General features: G+C 49.6%; 20 protein-coding genes and 1 riboswitch. Of the genes, 8 read left to right on the top strand and 12 right to left on the bottom strand.

Features of this window, described 5'->3' with window-relative positions:
• Nucleotides 1-57: 57 nt before the first annotated feature.
• From ACO05Z_RS11750 to ACO05Z_RS11770, 5 genes are all read left to right on the top strand, one after another.
• A complete protein-coding gene (locus ACO05Z_RS11750) occupies nt 58-2,052 on the top strand; it encodes an ABC-F family ATP-binding cassette domain-containing protein (protein ID WP_421902365.1) in 1,995 nt (664 codons plus the stop codon).
• Entirely contained in the window at nt 2,052-2,456 is a 405-nt protein-coding gene (locus ACO05Z_RS11755; RefSeq protein WP_421902366.1) for a (deoxy)nucleoside triphosphate pyrophosphohydrolase, read from the top strand. The genes ACO05Z_RS11750 and ACO05Z_RS11755 overlap by 1 nt, the downstream gene beginning before the upstream one ends.
• 117 nt (nt 2,457-2,573) lie before the next feature.
• A complete protein-coding gene (locus ACO05Z_RS11760; RefSeq protein WP_421902367.1) occupies nt 2,574-3,446 on the top strand; it encodes a methylenetetrahydrofolate reductase in 873 nt (290 codons plus the stop codon).
• Between the two features lie 93 nt (nt 3,447-3,539).
• On the top strand, nt 3,540-4,568 hold the full coding sequence (locus ACO05Z_RS11765; protein ID WP_421902368.1) for an aspartate-semialdehyde dehydrogenase: 1,029 nt from the start codon (nt 3,540-3,542) through the stop codon (nt 4,566-4,568).
• Nucleotides 4,569-4,763: 195 nt separating this feature from the next.
• Nucleotides 4,764-5,714, top strand: coding sequence for an aminotransferase class IV (locus ACO05Z_RS11770; protein ID WP_421902369.1), 951 nt, complete (start codon nt 4,764-4,766; stop codon nt 5,712-5,714).
• Nucleotides 5,715-5,772: 58 nt separating this feature from the next.
• On the opposite strand, the gene cobI is transcribed toward ACO05Z_RS11770, so the two are convergent.
• The 7 genes from cobI to trmFO form a co-directional block, all read right to left on the bottom strand.
• Entirely contained in the window at nt 5,773-6,480 is a 708-nt protein-coding gene (gene cobI / locus ACO05Z_RS11775) for a precorrin-2 C(20)-methyltransferase (protein ID WP_421902370.1), read from the bottom strand.
• A complete protein-coding gene (locus tag ACO05Z_RS11780) occupies nt 6,481-7,407 on the bottom strand; it encodes an ABC transporter substrate-binding protein (protein WP_421902371.1) in 927 nt (308 codons plus the stop codon).
• Nucleotides 7,325-8,101: an ABC transporter ATP-binding protein gene (locus ACO05Z_RS11785; RefSeq protein WP_421902372.1), complete on the bottom strand. Its 777-nt coding sequence runs from the start codon at nt 8,099-8,101 to the stop codon at nt 7,325-7,327. Before ACO05Z_RS11785 ends, ACO05Z_RS11780 begins: the two co-directional genes overlap by 83 nt.
• Nucleotides 8,098-9,153, bottom strand: coding sequence for a FecCD family ABC transporter permease (locus ACO05Z_RS11790; RefSeq protein WP_421902373.1), 1,056 nt, complete (start codon nt 9,151-9,153; stop codon nt 8,098-8,100). The genes ACO05Z_RS11785 and ACO05Z_RS11790 overlap by 4 nt, the downstream gene beginning before the upstream one ends.
• An 18-nt stretch (nt 9,154-9,171) precedes the next feature.
• Entirely contained in the window at nt 9,172-10,074 is a 903-nt protein-coding gene (locus ACO05Z_RS11795; protein ID WP_421902374.1) for a sirohydrochlorin cobaltochelatase, read from the bottom strand.
• Between the two features lie 102 nt (nt 10,075-10,176).
• A riboswitch (cobalamin riboswitch) is annotated at nt 10,177-10,393 on the bottom strand.
• Between the two features lie 55 nt (nt 10,394-10,448).
• Entirely contained in the window at nt 10,449-11,780 is a 1,332-nt protein-coding gene (locus tag ACO05Z_RS11800; protein ID WP_421902375.1) for an MATE family efflux transporter, read from the bottom strand.
• A 1-nt stretch (nt 11,781) separates the two neighbouring features.
• Nucleotides 11,782-13,101, bottom strand: a complete 1,320-nt coding sequence (gene trmFO / locus ACO05Z_RS11805) for a methylenetetrahydrofolate--tRNA-(uracil(54)-C(5))-methyltransferase (FADH(2)-oxidizing) TrmFO (RefSeq protein WP_421902376.1) — start codon at nt 13,099-13,101, stop codon at nt 11,782-11,784.
• A gap of 99 nt (nt 13,102-13,200) precedes the next feature.
• Between trmFO and ACO05Z_RS11810 the strand changes: the two genes are divergently transcribed.
• Nucleotides 13,201-14,163: an ABC transporter ATP-binding protein gene (locus tag ACO05Z_RS11810; RefSeq protein ID WP_421902377.1), complete on the top strand. Its 963-nt coding sequence runs from the start codon at nt 13,201-13,203 to the stop codon at nt 14,161-14,163.
• 17 nt (nt 14,164-14,180) lie between these two features.
• Nucleotides 14,181-15,137 (top strand): ABC transporter ATP-binding protein, encoded by a 957-nt coding sequence (locus tag ACO05Z_RS11815; RefSeq protein WP_421902378.1) that lies wholly within the window; start codon nt 14,181-14,183, stop codon nt 15,135-15,137.
• A 59-nt stretch (nt 15,138-15,196) separates the two neighbouring features.
• Here the strand turns inward: ACO05Z_RS11815 and ACO05Z_RS11820 are convergent, their stop codons facing one another.
• The 5 genes from ACO05Z_RS11820 to ACO05Z_RS11840 all read right to left on the bottom strand — a co-directional run bounded on the left by ACO05Z_RS11820 (nt 15,197) and on the right by ACO05Z_RS11840 (nt 19,765).
• A complete protein-coding gene (locus tag ACO05Z_RS11820) occupies nt 15,197-16,408 on the bottom strand; it encodes an L-serine ammonia-lyase (protein WP_421902379.1) in 1,212 nt (403 codons plus the stop codon).
• 282 nt (nt 16,409-16,690) lie between these two features.
• Nucleotides 16,691-17,137: an arsenate reductase ArsC gene (locus tag ACO05Z_RS11825; protein WP_421902380.1), complete on the bottom strand. Its 447-nt coding sequence runs from the start codon at nt 17,135-17,137 to the stop codon at nt 16,691-16,693.
• Nucleotides 17,138-17,246: 109 nt separating this feature from the next.
• A complete protein-coding gene (locus ACO05Z_RS11830; RefSeq protein WP_421902381.1) occupies nt 17,247-18,230 on the bottom strand; it encodes an ABC transporter substrate-binding protein in 984 nt (327 codons plus the stop codon).
• A gap of 40 nt (nt 18,231-18,270) precedes the next feature.
• Nucleotides 18,271-18,759: a universal stress protein gene (locus ACO05Z_RS11835; protein ID WP_421902382.1), complete on the bottom strand. Its 489-nt coding sequence runs from the start codon at nt 18,757-18,759 to the stop codon at nt 18,271-18,273.
• A gap of 40 nt (nt 18,760-18,799) precedes the next feature.
• A complete protein-coding gene (locus ACO05Z_RS11840) occupies nt 18,800-19,765 on the bottom strand; it encodes a serine/threonine protein kinase (RefSeq protein WP_421902383.1) in 966 nt (321 codons plus the stop codon).
• Nucleotides 19,766-19,990: 225 nt separating this feature from the next.
• Between ACO05Z_RS11840 and rsgA the strand changes: the two genes are divergently transcribed.
• Nucleotides 19,991-21,028 carry a ribosome small subunit-dependent GTPase A gene (rsgA, locus tag ACO05Z_RS11845; RefSeq protein ID WP_421902384.1) on the top strand — a complete coding sequence of 346 codons (1,038 nt, stop codon included), beginning with the start codon at nt 19,991-19,993 and terminating at the stop codon, nt 21,026-21,028.
• The last annotated feature ends 15 nt before the right edge of the window (nt 21,029-21,043 follow it).

Below are 21,043 nucleotides of genomic sequence, written 5' to 3' on the forward strand. Positions count from 1 at the left end.
TCATTTAATTTTCTGCCTTTTTTTTGAGAGGGCCGACAGCCCTGATCCGGAGACCAGATGCCCAGAATTACTATTTCATCCCTTGAAAAATCATATAACGGGGAAGACCTTTTCAGCGACCTTTCATTTGAAGTGAGCGCCGGAATGCGCCTTGCCGTAGCCGGTCCGAATGGTTGCGGTAAATCGACCCTGCTCAAGCTTATTGCCGGAAAGATTGAACCGGATGCAGGTGTGCTTTCCATTTCCAAAGGTGCACGCCTTGGTTACGTGGCGCAGGAACTGACCGGGGAAATCCTTGAGCACACCCTGCTCAGCTGGGTGCTTTCTGCCCTGCCATCCTGGAACAAACTCTGGGAGCAGTGGGAAGAAGCCGGACAGAAGAATGATCAGGCTCTCATGGAAAGACTTTCCGAAAAACAGGCCGAACTTGAGCACCAATTCGGATACAATCCTGAGCACAAGGCCCGAACTATCCTCACCGGGCTGGGCTTCTCCGAACACGACCTGCTCAGCAAAATCAAGGAGCTTTCCGGCGGCTGGCGTGAACGCGCCAAGCTGGGTCGTGTTCTGCTGCAGGGTGCAGACCTGCTGCTCCTTGACGAACCAACCAACCATCTTGACCTTGAAGCCGTGGAATGGCTGGAAAGTTACCTGCTATCCTTTCGTGGTGCGGTCATCTACGTGGCTCACGACCGTATTTTTCTCGATAAAGTCGGCACCCACGTGCTTTTCCTCGGTTCCGGACGTCCGCAGGTCAGACGCGGTAATTTCACCGAATTCCTTAAATGGCGAGCCGAGAACGCAGAGCAACGCAACCGCGAAGCTGCCAAGCTTTCCGCACGCATTGAGTCAGAGACCTCTTATATCAACCGCTTCCGGGTCAAAGCCCGCAAAGCTGCACAGGCTCAGTCCAAGATCAAGAAAGTTGAAAAAATGTCCAAAGAATTGGATAAGATCAAGGAAGAAGCTGATCTCAATCGATCCGGCAGAACCCTGAACTTCCGCCTCCCGCCGACCTCTCGTGGTGACAAGGCCGCCATCAGCATTGTTGATCTTGAGTTTTCCTACGACGGCAAGCCGCCGTCCATCTGGCCCCTGATGAATTTCCAGCTTTTCCGGGGCAAGAAAGTTGCTCTTGCTGCGCCCAACGGTGCGGGTAAGTCTACCCTGCTCAAGGTGATCATGGGAACACTTAAGCCCAATGCAGGCTTTGCCAAAATCGGACAAAACACATCTTTGGCCTACTTCAGCCAGCACCAGAGTGACATCCTGCGCGACGAAGCCACAGCCCTGTCCGAAATCCGCCGTCTTTGCGACCCGGACACCACCGAAGAACAGCTCAAGAGCGTTCTCGGCCTTTTTCTGCTAGGCGAAGGATATTTTGAACGCAAGGTTTCCGCACTTTCCGGTGGAGAGAAAAATAGGTTAATCCTCGCATCACTTTTCCTTTCACGGGCTAACCTGCTTATTCTTGACGAACCTACAAACCATCTGGACCTTGAAAGCCGCGAAGGACTCATCCGAGCTCTGAAAGATTATGACGGAACCCTTTTCTTTGTAGCGCATGACCGTTACCTGCTCGGAGAGGTTGCCGATGAAATCTGGGCTTTGACTGATTCCGGAATCGAAACATTCTTTTCTTTTGAAGAATACGATAATTATCGTAAAGAGAAACTGGCAACCCCCGCAGCCCGACCAGATTCCGACGATTCCGGCGACAGCTACAAGCCTGCCAAGCGCAAACTCAGCAAAGAAGACAAGCGTCGTCAGGCTGAAATCCGCAATGCCCTGTACAAGGAGCTTAAACCCAAGACAGCCGAGTATGAAAAACTCGAAAAAGACCTTGAGAAAACCTTGGAAGATCAGGCAGCCATGGAAGAACAGCTCAATGATCCTGAGCTGTACAGCGATGGTGCCGCAGCAGTGGAACTCAATTCCCGCTACACCGAGACCTGCGCATGGGCCGACGAGCTTATGGAAAAAATGGCTGTCCTCGAAGAAGAGATCGCTGAACTGGAAGAACGCAAGAAGCAACTTTTGGAAGAAGGTTAATGAAAAAGAAGCCTATTGAAGTTGTTGCCGGGGTTATCTGGAAAGACGGACTCTTTCTTTCCGCTGAACGCCCCAAGGGCAAAGATTACGCCGGATGGTGGGAATTCCCCGGCGGCAAAGTCGAATTTAATGAATCCCTGGGTGATGCGCTGGTACGCGAACTTCAGGAAGAGCTGGGTATAACTCCTACAAACTTTGACTTCTGGATGGAAAAAACTGTAGAGTACCCGGAATATACAGTACACTTAAATTTTTTCGACATCTGGGAATTTTCCGGTCAAGTGGCATCACTTGAAAACCAACGCTTTGACTGGTTTGATTTAACCAACATACGCGATGTAAGATTCCTGCCCGTCAATTACGAAATCCTAGAAAAGCTGAAAGAACGGGAACTTAACAAATAAGTTCTCTCCCCGCACAATCTGCCAGACAAAACGGCGAAGCCTACTAAAAGTTTTTGGGATTCTTAAACCCTTTTTTCAAAAAAGGTTTAAGCCGCCGGAGGCATACAGGAGACCATCATGAAAATTATCGACTTAATCAATAAAAACGGACAGTTTATCTCACTGGAATTCTTTCCTCCCAAGGACCGTGAATCATGGCCTAAATTCTTTGATGTAGTAGACAAACTCAAAGTTCTTAATCCTCTTTTTGCTTCTGTTACTTATGGTGCTGGCGGCGGAACTCAAGACAATTCACTTGAAATTGTTAAAAGAATGAAGCAGGATGCTGGGATTGAGCCTCTCGCACACCTGACCTGTGTCGGTGCCAGCCCTGAAAATATCAGTGAATTTGTCTCTGCTCTTCAAGAAGCGGACGTTGAAAACATTCTTGCCCTGCGCGGTGATGCACCTGCGGACGACAAGGACTTCGACTTCAATACCCAGACTTTCAAACACGGCTCCGATCTCGTCACTTACGTTAAGGAAAAACATCCCGGCGTAGGCATTGCAGTAGCAGGATACCCGGAAGCGCACCTTGAATCCCCTTCCATTAAGGAAGACTTCAAGTGGATGAAATACAAAATCGATGAAGGCGGTGAATTCATCATCACCCAGCTCTTTTTTGATAACCGAGTCTACTTTGACTTCTGCGACAGACTCAAAGGTATGGGCATTGATGTTCCCGTACTGCCCGGAGTGCTGCCGATCATGAGCCTCAAATCCGCCAAGTTCATCCTTTCCCTGTGCGGCGCAGCTATTCCCGGCAAATTTCTCAGTGCTCTGGAAAAAGCACACGCAGAAGGTGGAGATGACGCTGTTTACAAACTGGGTATCGAATTCGCGACCAAACAGGCTCAGGAACTGCTCGACGGCGGTGCACCCGGCGTCCATCTTTACACTCTGAACAGAGCTAAAGCCTGTCTTGAAATCGGTCAGGCATTAAAATTTTAATACGGCTGTCGAACGGCATTTCATATTGCCGAAAATGATTAACAAACAAACCGGACTGCCGATGGTCCGGGTTAAGAATACGGAGGTTTAGCTATGAGTACCAAGAATCCCAGAGTTGCTGTTGTAGGGGCCACAGGCGCGGTTGGACGTGAAATGCTCAAAGTGCTTGAGCAGCGCGACTTCCCCGCATCCGAAATTGTTCCCTTTTCTTCTGCCCGTTCCGCCGGAACCAAGGTTCCCTATAAAGGCGAAGAGCTGACCGTTGTCGAGCTTAAAGAAGATTCCTTTGAAGGATTCGATCTCGCTCTTTTTTCCGCAGGCGGCGGTACCTCCGAAAAATTCGCACCCCTTGCTGCTAAAGCAGGTTGCGTAGTTGTGGATAACTCCAGCCAGTGGCGCATGGACCCCAAAATCCCCCTCGTTGTTCCTGAAGTGAACCCCGAAGACCTCGACTGGCATCCCGGCATCATCGCCAACCCCAACTGTTCCACCATTCAGATGGTTGTTGCGCTGAAACCCATCCACGATGCAGCAAAAATCAAGCGCATCATTGTTTCCACTTATCAGGCTGTATCCGGTACCGGACAGAAAGCCATCACCGAGCTGGAAACCCAAGTCAGCAGACTTTTCAACGGTAAGGACGTTGTTCCCAGTGCCTACCCGCACCAGATCGCCTTCAACTGCCTGCCGCACATCGATGTTTTCATGGATAATGGCTACACTAAGGAAGAAATGAAGATGGTCAATGAGACTAAGAAAATCATGGGCGATGACTCCATCAAACTCACCGCTACCACCGTACGTGTACCCGTCTTCTACAGCCACTCCGAGTCCGTAAACATTGAGACCGAGGAAAAGGTAACTGTTGAGGAATGCCGCAACATGCTTTCCAACTTCCCCGGCTGTACCGTAGTGGACTTCCCCGAGAAGAACCTCTACCCCATGGCCATCGACGCCACTGGTGAAGACGATGTATTCGTCGGACGTATCCGCGAAGACGAAACCATTGAAAATGGCCTGAACATGTGGATTGTTTCTGACAACATCCGTAAAGGCGCAGCACTGAACACCGTACAGATCGCAGAGACCCTGATCGAACGTGATCTGGTTCGTGTAAAATAGCAAAGTAATTACCCAGTAATTTTGAAAAGCGGTGAAGTTGATATCAACTTCACCGCTTTTTTATTCTCTATTCCCCCTTGCGAAAGTCTACCCTTTGGCGGTAATGTAATTCGGTTTTGTAGAATATGAATTCTATGGAACTTATGGCGGTTATGATCCCTGATTGGGGTTTAAATAAATTTACGGAGTCCGGAATTGATTAGAAAAGTAGACAGCAACGAATATATTGATGCCATGCTTTCCGCCATGCGTGCGGGAACCGACAAAATTTGCGCATTTTACGAGCACCGTATTGGTCTGGTCTGCACCGACCCCAAACTTATGCTCATGCCTTGGGATGATCACTTGGTCCATCGCGGTGACGGTGTATTTGAAAGCATGAAATTTGTTGACGGCAAGCTTTACCAGCTTGAGCCGCACCTACGCCGCATGAAGCGTTCCGCCCGCACAATCAGTCTGGAACCTCCCTGCTCATGGGACGAACTCGGTAATATCATTCTGGAAGTCGCCGGAGCATCCGGCGTTGATTCCGGCATGGTCCGGGTGCTGTTGGGACGCGGTCCCGGTGGATTCGGTATAAGCCCTTATGAATGCCCGGTTCCGTCCCTGTACATCGTGGTCTACAAACACGAGCCCAAACCAGAGTCATGGTACGAAAAAGGTGTCACCGCCTTCAGAAGCAAGGTTCCGGCAAAGCAACCTTATCTGGCAACAATCAAATCCATCGACTACCTGCCCAACGTAATGATGAAAATCAATGCGAAGGAGGAAGGATTTGACGTGCCTTTCTGTTTTGACAACCTCAGCTTCCTTGCCGAAGGTGCCACTGAAAATGTCTGCATCGTCAGCCCTGACGGTAACCTTTACACCCCGAAATTTACCAACTCACTCGCAGGAACCACCATTGCTCGCGCCCTGCAGCTTATTGAAGATGAGATTGAAGTGGATTTCCGGGCCATATCCGAGGAAGACATCCTGCTGGCCAAGGAAGTTATCATCTGCGGCACATCCATTGATGCCGTTGGAGTTGTACGCTACAATAAAAAACCCATCCACGATGTCCGCCCCGGTCCCATCTGCAAACGCATGCGCGAACTACTGCAAAAAGACCTTGAAGAAACAGGGACACCGATTATTAAAAGCTAAAAATAAAGGCCGTGAATCTCGCTGGATTCACGGCCTTTTAAATTACTTACGAACTCTGCTACTTCTTAGCTGTCAGCAACATAAGTGAAAGATAGTTCGTTTTTTCCGGCACCTCATTAATGTCCAGATAAATAGCTTCGCCGTCCAGACCCAGACGGGTGTAGAATTTCACATCCATCTTATCCATTTCATTAACTGTTTCACGCAGTTCAGGAAAATTACGGTAGGCCTTAAGGATAACGGCATTATCCACCATTTCCAAAGATTTAGCGAATTTATCAGGATCGGCAACCCCGGAAGTAAGCAGCAGATTCTGCCCGGACTCCACCAACACCTGCTGCGACCTTGCTGCCGCAGCCTGATAGGAAGTGATACCGGGCACTACCTCGAATTCCACCTCAGGACACAGATGTTTCATGGTCTGCATCATGTAGCCGAAAGTGGAATATATCAACGGATCACCAAGAGTCAGAAAAGCTGCGGTCTTACCGCCCTTCAACATCTCACAAGCGATACGGCAGTTTTCTTCCCACGCCTCAGTTAATACGTCTTTATCGCGAGTCATGGGGTAGCCAAGTTTGACCACTTCACAATCATCACGCACAAATTCAGACGCAATTTCAAGTGAATGGGAATACTCGTTTTTGGTGGAAGAAGCAGCGAATACTACATCAACTTTTTCAAGTACCCGCACAGCTCTCACGGTCAGCAGGTCAGAATCACCGGGGCCGACCCCGATACCATATATTTTTCCGGAATTACTCATTTATTTCTCTTTGTTATTAAAAAGGAAGTCCGCAAGCAGCTCCACGGCTTCCACATTTCTGGGACCGGGACGGGAAAAGACCGACTCGTCCACCTTTAAAATTCTTTTGTGTCGCACCGCATCAATCAGCTTGAAGTGACTGCGTTCATCAGGTTTGACCGGAGACGGATTCATACGTCCGGTCTGATAAACATAATTTAGCGGGTTAAGCCTCATCAGCTCTTCCTCGCCCATACGCACAATCTTTTTATGATTGCTGACACAGTTGATGCCACCGGCATGGCGGATAATATCATTTACAATTGAACCCTGACCAGCAGCCAGCAGATTGGGATAGCGTATTTCAAAAAATACGGACGGCAACACTGATGAGGTCACATATTTTTGCAACACAGCGTCCAACCGTGCGTTCATGGATTCAACCAATTTATCCGCATTACCAGATTCCCCAGTAAGCACACCAAGCCTGCGGATCATGGAAAACATTTCCTCAAACGAGGCCACCTTGAACATGGCGCAGGGAATACCCCGCTCCCTCAACGGCTCAAGTGCTGTGGCTGCCTGAGAACGCCCTGCCATCTGCAGGACAAGATCAGGCTTCAGGGCCACGATAAGTTCCGGGTTGGGCCGCATGTGCGTACCAATGGACGGCAAAGCTGTAATCTTCTCAGGATAATGATCCGCAGCAGTGCGGGCCACCAGCCTGTCTCCAAGGTCCATTGCGTACAAAATCTCATTGAATGATCCGTACAAGGCAACAATGCGCTTGGCCGGAGCCTGCAGAGTTATCTCATTGCCGAAATCATCGTTAATTGAGACTGCGGCCTGTGCACTCCCTGCAAAACTAATCAGCAGCAGGAGAAAAAAGAACCTGCGGAACACCGAGCCGGGGATGCTCAACAACCGCAACGGATGTTTCATAAACATTTGAAATATTTTCCTCTGTAATGACTTCTGCAGGAGAACCGTCCAGCACCACATTTCCCTTGGAAAGGAAAACCAAACGGTCAAAATAAAGGGCCGCCAGATTAAGGTCATGGATCACGCAGGCAATGGTCGCTCCGTCACGATTCATAGATTTCAGCAAATCAAAAAGCTCTATCTTACCGGCAACATCCACTCCGGACGAAGCTTCATCCAAAACCATAATCCGGGCCTGCTGGGCCACAGTACGGGCCATAAGCACCCGCTGAAATTCCCCGCCGGAAAGCTCTGCAACCGATCGTTCTGCCAAATGGTTAATTCCGACCCGCTCAATGGCTTCAGAGACAATACGTTCATCTTCTGCATCATAACCGAAAAAACCGGAGCCATGCGCATAACGTCCCATCATGACCATGGATTTCACGGTCAATCCAAAAGCTGGCTCCACCCGCTGCGGCAGAACGGCCATAATCCCGGCCAGTTCACGGGGACGATAGGCATTGACTTCCTGTCCTTCAATCTCAATCCGGCCAGCCAAGGGGGAAAGCACACCGGAAATTGAAGAAACAAGGGTGGTCTTGCCGCTGCCGTTGGGGCCAAGAATGGCGGTCATGGACCCTGCGGGTAAATTAAGATTCAGCCCATGCAGCACCTCACGCCCTGCGTATCCGGCTTTCAGGTCCGTAATCCTGATCATGAGCCACTCCCTTTAAAACCGGAACGCAGCACAATACAGAAAAATGGTCCGCCAAGCAGGGCCGTAACAACGCCAACCGGGAGTTCCTCACCTCCTGACAGCAGCGAACGGGCAATGACATCGGACCAAACCAACAGTAAGCCCCCCAATAGGGAGGATGAAAGCAGTAGCGGCCTATGTTCAGCGCCCTGAAACATACGCACCAGATGTGGAACAATCAGCCCCACGAATCCGATAATCCCAGACACTGCAACCGCAGCCCCGGTCAACAAACCGGAACTGATAAGCAAGGCCATACGCACCTTGGAAACATCCATGCCCAAATGGCGGGCCTGAGTCTCACCGAGAGAAAGGATATCCAACTCTCGGGAATAATAAACCAGCGGAATCATTCCAGCGATGAAATATGGCAGAAACAATTGCAAATGAGACCAGCCACGCCCCTGAAAGCTACCCATAATCCAAAAAACAATGGACGTTACGGATTCTTCATCAAGGGATTTGAGCAGGGAAATCAGTGCAGAAAGAAAAGTAGCAACCACGATCCCGGCCAGAACCATGGTTTCGCGTCGCAATCTACCGCCGATCCTGCCCAGCATGAGTACTGCGCCAAGTGCTGCCATGGCCCCTGCAAGTGCTGCCAGCGGCAGGAACAGATTACCAAATCTGGCCCAGAGTTCCGCTCCAAGCATGGTCGAACCGGAAAAGATCGCCAAACTGGCCCCGAAAGCCGCCCCACTGCTTACTCCGAGAGTAAACGGATCAGCCAAAGGGTTGCGCAGGATGCCCTGATACACAGTCCCGGCCACAGCCAGTGACATGCCTACCAGAAACGACAGACACACCCGACTCAAACGCAAATCGATAACAATAAAAGAAAGGGCCTGATCGACCTTCTGCACGCCGATCCCAAGAGCGGATTTAAATACCGCCAGAACCTGCGCCGGATCGGTACCATAGGCCCCGAAAAGACAGGCGGCAAAGATGGAAATAGGGACGAGCATTGACAGTACTATAACTGCCTGTGCCCTTCTGTTACCTGAATATTCCATCCCCACCGCCTGATTTGATTAATGGTCGCCGAGGTGCTTGAAAGCAACCTTGAGGTGGTCAACCCAGATATCCACAACCTGAGGGAATTCAGCGGTACCCTTGAGTACGGAAACGCACTTGTAACCGTCTTTGGTCAGTTCGGATTTCCAGGAATCGTCTTCATCACCGGCCATATCGTTACGGGCATGGTCGCCGGCAACAGACATGTAAGGCATGAGGTAGACTTTCTTGGCCTTGCTCTTTTTGAGCAGTACTTTCACGTCGTCGAGGGAAGGCGCGCCTTCAACAGTACCTACGAAAATCTTGGGATCAACTTTGGAGAAGTAGTCCTGAGAAGCAGGATAGTAAATATTTGCAGCGTGATGGGTTCCGTGGCCCATGAGCACAACAGCGTCCTTGGCTTTACGATCCTTGGGGATGTTGGCAATGATAGCCTTCACAGTACGCTGCATGTCTTTATCAGAATAAAGAAGCGGCTTACCAACGGTCACTTTGCTCATACCCTTAGGCATACCTTCGAAAGCTTCCACGGTTTCAACGATACCACAATACTCTTCACCGGGAATAGTGTGCAGGGACTGCACAGCAACATGGGTGAAGCCTTCATCCATCATCTTGGTCATAGCCATGACCGGGGAATCAATATTGCGGCCTTCTTTAGCCAGAATATCCCTGATGATAGCGGAAGAGTATGCCCAACGTACGGGAACACCGGGGAAAGCTTTTTTCACTGCCTTGTCGATAGCGTCAAAAGCAGGCTTGGTTTCAGGCATGCTGGAACCGAATGCTGCGAGCAGGATTCCTTTTTTAACAGGTTTCGCTTCACCGTGTCCGGCCATGGCCAGTGAAGGAATCAGCAAAAAACAAACCAGAAGAATTGCGGGGATGAACTTGATTTTGTCCCCAAAACGGCACTGCATAACAGTCTCCTCAAATTTGGGGGGCTTAGGAATAGCGGAACCGCACATCGAAACATGTGCAGTAATTTCTGACAGGTAAAAGCCCCGTTATCCGTCAGAATGATCGTGATTTGCACCTGGGCAGGTCTTCCGACTCGTCCCGTTTTACCCGGCCTTCCCGAAATGGTTTCAGTGGCACGCTTGATATAAAATAAAATCTAATTTTATTTTAACGACATACGGGGTAAAATTTAACAGGACTTACGGCGGCGGGTCCGTTCCCGAATTTCACGGGATTCCCTATTAAGCTCGTGTAAGCACCTCAGGCAACAGCTTGATATGATTGTTCACTCACATTGTCAATGCAGACGGCTGATAAAGCACCATCCACTGTATTACTTCAATGCAAGCGGCCCTTCACCGATTCCGGGCCAAATACGGATCATGCCCAGCAAAGCACGCAAGCTGGTCCAAAGTCCGGCAACAATCCAGATCCAAAACAACATCTGCTGCGGCTGCAACCAATCTAACATAAAAAGGAGAGAGACGCTTGTCAGAACAGCAATGAGCATAGCATTGCGCAGGTAACGGAAATCCCCGGTTCCGAGATGAATTCCATCCGTGGCAAATGAAAGTGCGTTAATGGGCTGCAGGAAAGTTACAGCCAACCACGCAGGGGCAAAAACCATGGCAGCTTCATCCGGCACCAACAGCCAGACCACAGGCTGCTGCCCCAGATACATACCGAGAGTCAGCAGCACCCCGGTACCGAAGCTCCATATACAGACCAGAGCAGCAACTTTGCGTGCTGTAACGCGGTCTGCACGGCCTACAAAATAGCCAACCAAGGACTGCCCACTGATGGCAAAGGCATCCAGAAAAAGGGCCAGAAAAACAAAAAACTGGCGGATAGCCTGATGCGCAGCCCCGGATTCCGCCCCGGACTTGGTGGCAAAGCGGGTACAGAGCAGCAGAAACAGGCAGACACATCCGGTACGCACAAACATGTCCCCGCCAATCACAAACAACCTGCGGGCATCAGCAAGGCTGAATCCGGTATTAAATCCGTAATGCTTGCGCAGCACCAGCACCGCCCAGACTGCGCCGATCCATTGGCTGATGGCACTTGCCAATGCAGCACCGCCTACTCCCATCACCGGAAACGGCCCCTTACCGAACACAAGGCACCAGTCCAACACCACATTAATGGCATTCATGCCCAGCGCAATCCACAGCGGGGAACGCATGTCCTGATAGCCGCGCAAAGAACCGAAGCAGGAAAGAACCACCAGCACAGCAGGAGCGCCCAGCAGGCGGTAACTCATGTAATCCACGGCCAGATCTCGCACGCCTTCTTCTCCGCCCATCAATCCGGCAATACTGCCCAGAAAAGGAAAAACCGTAAACATAAGCACCAGTCCAAGCACTGCAGAAATACCCGCAGCCATCCAGCCAAGGGAAGAAGCGCGTTCAAGGTCATCCTTGCCCAGTGTATGTGAGACCTCGGTCTGGGTGCCGATACCTAAAAATCCAAAAACCCAGAATACGGACGAAAAGACAATGGTCCCGATGCCAAGAGAGGCCAACGGTTCCGGACCGAGTTTGGCAACAAAGGCAGTGTCCACCAGCCCGGTCAAGGGCTCGGCGACCATGGAAAAAAGAACCGGAATTGCTAAAGTCAGCAATGTCCGGTTCGGTTTAATTTCAAAAGGGTGTTTTGGAGTCATATTATTTTATATTTTCTTCAAACCAGGCTTCGAAGATTTCCATGGCCCGTTTGCCGTAGAGTTCTTTGCGAACGCGTTTAGGCGCGCGCTTCTTGAGAGCAGGCATGAGTCCGAACTGAACGTTGGAGGGCTGGAAATTCTTCTTGGCTTCTCGAAGATGCCCGAGCAGTGCGCCCATGGAAGTTTCCGGCGGAGGTGCGGGAAGTTCGTTGCCCTTGGCCTGCTCTGCGAGCATACGTCCTACCCAGAGACCGCAGGCTGCAGATTCGAGGTAGCCTTCGACACCGGTAATCTGTCCGGCGAGGTGAATACGTGGATCGGCTTTAAGAGCCAGTTTTTCGTCCAGAACTTCGGGAGCGTTGACGTAGGTGTTGCGGTGGATGGAACCCATGCGCAGAAATTCAACGTCCTCAAGGCCGGGAATCATGCGGAAAATACGTTTCTGCTCCGGGTACTTGAGCTTGGTCTGGAAACCTACGAGGTTAAAAGCTGTCTTGTCCTTGTTCTCGGCACGGAGCTGAACCACGGCATAGGCCTGTTCTTCAGTGCGCGGATCAATAAGCCCCACAGGCTTAAGCGGTCCAAAGGAAAGAGTCTGCTCACCACGGTCAGCCATTTCCTCGATGGGCAGGCAACCTTCAAAATGGATTTCCTTTTCGAACTCACGGGGAACAACACGTTCGCCCTCTTTGAGTTCTTTGATAAAGGAATAGTACTGCTCCTCGGTCATGGGACAGTTCAGGTAATCATCGTCTTCAGGCTTGTAGCGGGAGCCGTAGAAAGCCACGTCCATGTTCACGGAATCACGGCTGACGATGGGCGCGATAGCATCATAAAAATAAAGGCGCTGTTCGCCGATCTTAGAGATCAGGCTTTCGGTGAGACCTTCAGAGGCCAGCGGTCCGGCGCAGACAACGATCTTGGAAAAATCAGCAAGTTCAGAATCATCAAGAGAAGTGATTTCCTTACGGACAACGGTAATGAACTCGTTCTGCTCGATCTCTTCGGTGACCAGCTTGGAGAAAACCTCACGGTCTACGGCAAGAGCGGAACCTGCAGGAACACGGGCCTTCATGGCAGCACGCATAAGCACGGAATCAAGGGCTTCCATTTCCTTTTTAAGCACGCCGATGGCGGTATTCAACTCACCGGAGCGGAGGGAGTTGGAACAAACCAGCTCTGCCAGACCGGGCAGATGGTGGGCCTCGGAATATTTATCGGGCTTCATTTCATAAAGAACTACCGGAACTTCAGCCTTTGCCAGCTGCATTGCACATTCACAACCTGCCAGCCCGCCACCGATTACAGCAATTTTATCCACGTATATTACTCCAAAGTCGATTGAATTTTTCAGTTATCTCAATTAATAAATGATAGATCTGTTTCGCGATCCTGCAAAATTATACATAACTCACCATTTATGACCGCACCAATCTTAAAAATCAAGAATTTGACCACATCTTTCGCCACTCCGGGCGGAATCATCAAGGCTGTGGATAATGCCAGTCTGGACTTAGGGCAAGGAGAAACTTTAGCCATTGTCGGAGAATCCGGCTGCGGCAAGACAGTACTCTCCCTCTCGGTTATGGGACTTATCCCCGATCCACCGGGGCGAATCACCGATGGGCAGGTGCTCTACCGCAATCAGGATCTTGTGCAGCTTTCCGATCAGGAAATGCAAAAAATACGCGGTAACCGTTTATCCATGGTCTTTCAGGAACCCATGACCTCGCTCAATCCGGTTTTCAAAATCGGGGACCAGATCGGTGAGACCCTGCGGCTGCACAAAGGACTGGATAAAGAGCAGTCCGCTGAAGCCGCTGTAGAAGCCCTTAAATTAGTTGGAATTCCCAATCCTCACAAAAGGATCAACAACTTTCCCCATGAACTGAGCGGCGGCATGCGCCAGAGAGTCATGATCGCCATGGCACTGGTATGTTCCCCGGAAATCCTCATTGCCGATGAGCCAACCACCGCGCTGGATGTAACCATCCAATCCCAGATTCTACGGCTGCTGGACAACCTCAAGCACAAGATGAATGGATCACTCATGCTCATCACCCACGACCTCGGTGTGGTGGCAAGAGTAGCAACACGGGTTGCGGTCATGTACGCCGGACAGATCGTTGAAACCGCACCCATTTCAGACATTTTTAAGGACCCTCTCCATCCATACACACAGGGCCTGCTCAATTCCGTGCCCCGGCTGGGATGCCGCAATGTACTGACTCCCATCCCCGGCAATGTTCCGGCCCTGCTTGATCTGCCAAAGGGATGCCGTTTCCATCCTCGTTGCGATCGGGCATTCGACCTCTGCCGGGAGCAGGAACCGCAACTTCTAGAGAAAGGCGGCAGGCAGGTTCGCTGCTGGCTTCATACATAAAAAAGCATGAGCTAATAATGAATGAGAACATACTGGAAATAAAAGGCCTCAAACGCCACTACCCCGTCAGCAACGGATTACTTTCCCTGTCCAAGGCAACGGTCAAAGCGGTGAACGGGGTCACCCTTGAGGTGAAAAAAGGTGAAACCCTCGGGCTTGTTGGAGAATCTGGCTGCGGTAAATCCACCCTTGCCCGGCTGCTGACCGGACTGGAAAAACCGGATCAGGGCAATATTAATTTCAAGGGACGCAGGCTTGACGAATGGACCGCAACTGAACGCAGCACCATGCTCCAGATGGTTTTTCAGGACCCATATTCTTCACTCAATCCGCGCCAGAGAATCGGCAGGATAATTTCCGAATCCATGCGCATTCACAAATCTGGAAGCAAGGATGAAATCCAGCAGCGGGTCGAAGAATTGCTGGTACAGGTAGGGTTGAGACCTGAGCACCACAAGCGCTACCCGCACGAATTTTCCGGCGGCCAACGTCAACGTGTGGCAATTGCCCGGGCCATTGCCATGAACCCGGACCTGATCATCTGCGATGAACCGGTCTCCGCGCTGGATGTGTCCGTGCAGGCACAGGTCCTCAACCTGCTCAAAGCCATCCAGCAGGAATTCGGACTGAGCTACGTTTTTATTTCCCACGACCTTTCGGTGGTCAGCCACATCAGTGACCGGGTGGCGGTAATGTACTTGGGCCAGCTCATGGAAGTTGCCACAGCAGAAGAACTCTACCGTAATCCCCAGCACCCTTACACCCAGATCCTGCTTGATGCTGTACCAGTTCCGGACCCGGCAGTTCAGGGAGAAGATGTGATCATAACCGGAGATATGCCCAGCCCAATCTCGCCACCATCAGGTTGCCCCTTTCATCCCCGCTGCCCCAAGGCCATGGAAATTTGTTCGCAGGAGCAGCCGGAACTGAAGGAGACTGAAGACAGGCATAAGGTTTCCTGTCATCTGTATTAAAAAAAGGCCGGAACATCAGCCCCGGCCTTTCAAATATCTACTAAATCTTATCCTGGAATTTACTTTCCGCGTTCATTGTATGCTTTCGCCAGTCCGCCCTCGGCTGTTTCGCGGTAAAGGCTGGGCAGGTCATGTCCGGTTTTCTTCATAACTTCCACGACCTCGTCAAAAGGAATACGGTGGGAACCGTCGGAAAGAATGGACATCTGGGCACGGGCAAGGGCACGGGTGGAAGCACAGGCATTGCGTTCAATGCAGGGAATCTGCACCAGTCCGTCAACAGGATCACAGGTCAGTCCCAGATGATGTTCAAGGCCCATTTCCGCCGCATATTCAATCTGGCGCAAGGTGCCGCCCATAAGCTGGGTTGCCGCTGCGGATGCCATGGCACAAGCTGATCCGACCTCACCCTGACAACCGACCTCGGCACCGGAAATAGAAGCGTTGGTTTTGATCACATTGCCGAACAATCCGGCAGTAGCCAATGCGCGGAGCAGGTCATTTTCTTTGATGTGTTCCTGAGTGTCTTTAAGATAACGTAAGGTCGCCGGGACAATACCGCATGATCCACAAGTGGGAGCGGTTACAATTTCCCCGCCGCCAGCGTTTTCTTCGGAAACAGCAAGAGCATAGGCAGTGGTCATGCCGGTAAGTTGCATATCGGGACCGGCATGTTTGGTACGACGGTAATATGATTTAGCCTGCCTGCGAAGGCCGATGGACCCGGGCAGTACACCCTCAGCCTCAAGACCACGTTCAAGGGAAGCTTCCATTACTTCCCAGACACCTCGCAGAAAATCCCATATTTCTGGACCTTCACACTGTTCGACATATTCCCAATAGGTAATGCCTTTATCTTCACAGTGAGCCATTATGGCTGCAATGGTGCTCAAGTCATAAACCGGGTCCGCACTGGAAGCTGCAGCACCTTCTTCGCGAATGGCCCCACCGCCGACACTGTATACTTTCCAGGTATCCACAACAGAACCGGAATCATCCAAGGCTTCAAACTGCATACCGTTGGGATGCTCAGGCATCTTTTCCTCAGCTTTCCAGATCAGCTCAGCTTTATCGTCACCAAGAACACTGAGTATCGCCCAGTCGGTGAGGTGGCCCTTACCTGTAGCGGCAAGACTCTCAAAAAGCGTTACCCTGAACCGTGGTGCATCAGAATGTTTCTCCAGAAACCTTTCCGCAGCCATACGCGGGCCCATTGTATGACTTGAAGAAGGCCCCACTCCAATACGGTACAACTCTCTTAAAGACTCCATCTCTCCTGCCGCCTTGTAAAAATTTATATATCATCCCCTGACAGCACACATTGTGCTTTGCCATAAACAGAATCGCTTATATTACGCATTAACCAAAAATGACAACCAAAAAATACTGATTACGCGATCAAAACACAGTAAAATAGATTAAAAAGAATACAATTCATACGGTTCGAAAAGAAATATTCCGTGAAAAACCTGCATACCATGAACCTCAATAAATGAAAAAAACCTCCAGCTGTGTAGATGGAGGCTTTTTTAATACATATAGAGCAAATATTGTTAATCAACCAGCCCTTCAGGCAGGGTCTCAACAAATCTTCTGATCTCATCGCGGACCTTGCGAAAACTGTCGAGCTGTTCTTCATTGGAACCGCCCCTTTCCGCAATTTCTTTCGCCATTTTCGGCGGATCATCGAAACCGACATGCACAACTTTACTGCCACCGGGAAAGAAAGGGCAAGTCTCATGAGCATGGTTACAGACAGTCACCACTATATCAATGGAAACATCTCTCAGGTCATCAATGTGTGTAGATTTATGTCCGGAGATATCAACACCTGCTTCTGCCATAACTTTTACGGCGGAAGGATTCAGTCCATGCGTTTCAATACCCGCGGAATAAACGTTGATCTGGTCTGATTTAAGATGCCGGGTCCATCCCTCAGCCATCTGGCTGCGGCAGCTATTACCTGTGCACAAAAATAAAAGATTTATCTTGTTCGTCATTTTTTCACCCGTTTGGATATTTTGCCAAAGAGGAAACCTTCATAAAGAAGCATTCAACTTGAGTCAAGCAAACAGGAGAACCGTAACAGAATTGACACACCACGATTGGTTACTTGAGGATGCGAGCCTGTTCCTTAATATAGCGGGGCAATCTGATTTTCCACCTCTCCAACTCATGTCGACTGAATACAAAATCGCCCTGAGTAGGAATAACAGGCGCAATGGAGCAGGGAGCAGAACCTCCAAGAATTTCCATTACGATCTTTCCTGCGGCACGCCCTTGCTCTTCACCGCTCATAACCATTCCTCCGACAGCCTTACCCTTACCCACACTCATTTCCCAAAAGGCAAAGACCGGAACCGGAGAATGTTCAGAGGTCCATTCCAACACATCCTCACTAGCCACATGAATACCTTTCTTAAAAATACGATGATACAAACCGATAACTATTGCTTTATAGCCATTTCCCTGAGCTTCCTTGACTGCCTGCTTCCATTTATCAAAAGAAGACAACAACAATATGTCTGTTTCAATACCGCTGACAAACATACTGTCACTATCTTTAAACACCGAAGCCTTAAACGCTTCCGATGTCGTACCTTTATCAAGCAAAATTAAGACCTTGCCATCGCCAATTTTGAGCAATTCTTTCAAATAGCTGACTGTTCTTTTATATAAAGGCCGCTCAAGTACACCGGTAATATTCTTACCTAAGGGAGCATAATTACGTGGATTATTATTGATCCCCATGTAAACAACAGGAGTTTTAGTCTTAAGAAATCGTCCGGCAAGCAACATCATCGCATTATCATCAGACAAAACCACTACGTCCGGTTTTATCTTCAAATAATACAGCCATGCCTGATCAGCCCTTTCCATATATGCCGAAGTCGGCAATCGTTTGGTATCCATTTCAAAATCAAAAAATTCCACCTGTCCCTGAAAGACAGATTCAAGTCCAGCGCGCTGTTCCTGATCCCATGCATACTCAGCATGATAACTCTCAATAAGGAGCACCTTGGGCCTTGCCTGCACATGTACAGCACAAACAAACACCAACACAAAAATAAGAGCACTGACTTTTTTTAACATAACGCTCCGGGAACATAATCTAACACAGGATTTATTAATATCAGTTCACGACCCAGACAGTACATCCAACAGCAGACTGCACAACTTTCGTTGAAACAGAACCGAACAAGAACTCCTCAGCCTTGCTGACTCCGCGTCTGCCGATGACAATAGTCCCGTACTCTCCTTCTTCGCGGATACGTAAAATATCCATACCGATACTGCGCCCGGTAGAGCAGATATCAGTTTCATGGAAAGGAGACTTACAGCTGGCAAAATATTCCGTTTTTACTTCTTCCGGATTTACTCCCATAGAGACAAGAGTCTTCTCAGCCTCGGCCAATTTCACCATCATAGCCTGTTCATTCTCGCCGCACTGCTTTTCCCAAGCCGCATCATCAGGAAATATATCCTTGTCCGGCAGTCTTTCCACATAGAGCAATACGATCTCGCCACCGGAACAATTACGGGCAATATTACCCACATATTCCACAGCCTTGAATGAATTTTCCGAACCGTCAAAGGCAACCAGCATCTTCATGGATTCCATAATGATTTCCCTCCTGCGGACTTAAACTGCGCAAAACTGCCTACAAATTACGTATTTCCTTCAAGCTGTTATTCATATCCAGCATCAACTCATCCACACTCTCGTAAAAAACAGAACTGGAAGATGAAAAATGCATGAGTATATTATTTAATGACGGCGGGATGTAATCATAAATCTTACGCAGATTTACGACCCGGTTCCCGATGACAACCGAATAATCCCCCGGAGCTATGGACGAGAGCATAGCCGGATCAATATTATGATCCTTCATGGTCTGGGGCGTGATATTAGCCTTCCCCACCAGATAAATCAGGATACTCCCAAGTCCGAAGACATCAAGACCGAACGGATTTTCATAAAGTTCAAAAGCGTAATCAAAATCAATCCACCGATACTCCTCGGTTTCATATTCAACCCAGAGATGGTCACGACGGATATCGCCATGCTTTTCATCATTATCATGCAGAAACTTAATGGCCTCACAGGCTCCGATATACTTCTCAAAAATATCTGGAAAATGTTCATGAAAATAGGTACGATGATCCACAGGAATATTATGAACCCAGACATCAAGCCGCTTACCGCGCACAATATCCAGCACCCGCACATTATTCCCCGCAGTATCGTCCGCCGAGTACCCCTGCATGAAACGCGTATCACCCTTGACCAGATCAAGGATGCGGGCCTCCTTGCGAGGACTCCTGAAACACTCAATCTTGAACGGACCGATATTCATGGGAAACTTCTCATAAAACGCAAGCTTCAGAATCTGGGGCTGCCCGTCTTCCAGCCGCTTGCATCTCTTGACCCAATACTTGGGGTCATCAAGACCGAACCTGCGTTCCATTTCATTTTTTGAGACAAGAAAATGTTCATCACCAAGCTTAATTACGTCACTGAAATCAATATTCATAAATTCAGTAGTATCGGTATACAAGTTCCCGAAACGGGAACTGCTGTAATCAGGCAGATGCGTCTTGATCAGATCCCGGACTTCCTTGCTCATATCCACTCCCGCGATTCAAGCTGTTGGCAAAATCCACTTCTGTCCTTACTTTGAATCTAACACACTGATATCAACAATGAAAGAAAAAGCGATCGTAAGAAGGCATGATTATAGAAAAGCGTCGGGAATATATTATATCCCGGCCCTTGCCTGTTACTCATTTGTACCTTAAGTAGAAAGATTGAGATAAACACTTTAACCGCAACATTCTCAACAGAGGATTTCTTGAACCAAAAACATTATTCACTGGATGAACTGGGCTGGAAGGACTGCTTCAAAGACCAGCTGGACACAGACAATACTGATATGATCCCCGCCAGAGTGACCATGACCCACAAAGGGCATCTGGTTGTCTCCACCGGGCAGTCCGAACTGCTGCTTAAAATCGCGGGCAAAGGCATAGGCAGCCTGAACGAACAGCCCACCGTGGGTGACTGGCTGCTCATGGACCGTGAAACCATGGTCCCGGTAAAAGTGCTTGAACGCACCAGTCTGCTCCAGCGCATGGCCCCCGGCCAGGAAGTTAAGCTGCAACCCATTGCCGCCAACATCGATACACTTTTCATTGTCTCCTCCTGCAATACCGAGTTCAACCTGAACCGCATTGAGCGCTACATCTGCCTTGCCCTTGAGGCCGGTGTTAATTTTGTGCTCGTGTTGACCAAGGAAGACCTAACCGAAGAAGCTCAGGAATACCGCAAACAAGCCGAGCACCTATACGAATCCATGCCCATCGTGACCATCAACGGCAAGGACCCGCAAAGCGTGCAGAGCCTGCAAAAATGGTTCAAACCCGGTGAGACAGTGGCCCTGCTCGGCTCATCCGGAGTCGGCAAAACCACCCTGCTCAACACCATAAACGGTACCAAGAAAGAAAAAACCGGAGCCATCCGCGATGGAGACGACAAGGGTCGCCATACCACGACCACCCGCTCACTGCATGTAATGCCCAGCGGAACACTGCTCATTGATGTTCCGGGCATTCGCGAGTTGCAACTCCATGACTGCCATGCCGGTATTGACCGAGCTTTCAGTGAAATTGTTGAAGCCGAAGAAATGTGCCGTTTTTCAGATTGCAGCCACGAACGGGAACCGGGCTGCGGAGTGCGCGAAGCTCTTGAAAACGAAGTCATCACCCAGCGCAGGCTTGCGAATTACCTGAAATTAAAGGAAGAAGCTGAAAAGAATACTGCAGAGATAGCAGAACGGGCCAAACGAAAAGCCGGGAAAAAGAAAAAATATTCGCGAAAATGGAAGAAGTGATTTTTAAAAACGGTG

The sequence above is a fragment of the Maridesulfovibrio sp. genome (assembly GCF_965230075.1).
In the GTDB taxonomy this organism is placed as follows: Bacteria; Desulfobacterota; Desulfovibrionia; order Desulfovibrionales; family Desulfovibrionaceae; genus Maridesulfovibrio.